General features: G+C 32.2%; 1 protein-coding gene. It reads right to left on the minus strand.

The window, feature by feature from the left end:
• Positions 1-269: 269 nt before the first annotated feature.
• Positions 270-605: hypothetical protein (locus tag EGV92_RS14025; protein ID WP_207401809.1), on the minus strand; the 336-nt coding region annotated here is incomplete at its 5' end.

Consider the following 605-nt stretch of genomic DNA (forward strand, 5'->3'; position numbering starts at 1 on the left):
AGAAACGCCTTATATAAAACAATACAACACTGGTGGAGATATAGATTTAATCAACTCTAATACTGGAGAAGTTTTTGAGACCATAAAACAGTTTACAAAAAAAGAAATCAAACCTAAATTCACTATCGAAGACCTTCCTGAATCTCCATTTGAAGAATAAATAAGGAATTCTTTTTTTTAGGGGTTTCCACCCCTAAGACCCCCGATAGAACTTGCTCGATAGTCTTTAGGTTTTTTTTAGCTTGCCGAACAAAGCAAGTTGGTTTTGCTTAATTTATTTTTCTCCATTCAGGGTATTTTTTTTCTATGAATTTTTGACTGTCTTTAGGCAAATTATAATAAATCTGTTTTCGTCCTTCTAAAACACCTTTTTTATATTCTTCATTTTTCAAGGCATCAATTTTATCATACGCATTAATCCCGTAAACTGCTCCAGCAACTGCCACAACAAAACAGATGCTGCAGAACCAGAACAAAAATTGAGTTGTTTTGTCTGAAAACGTGATTTTAGTTTCCTTTTTTTGCAAAACTTCTATTTGTTCAGGAATGGAAAGTTTATTCAACCTCTCTGTAACTTCATTTAAGGCTATTTTTTGAACCTTTAA

The sequence above is a fragment of the Psychrobacter pygoscelis genome (genome assembly GCF_004335015.1).
In the GTDB taxonomy this organism is placed as follows: domain Bacteria; phylum Pseudomonadota; class Gammaproteobacteria; order Pseudomonadales; family Moraxellaceae; genus Psychrobacter; species Psychrobacter pygoscelis.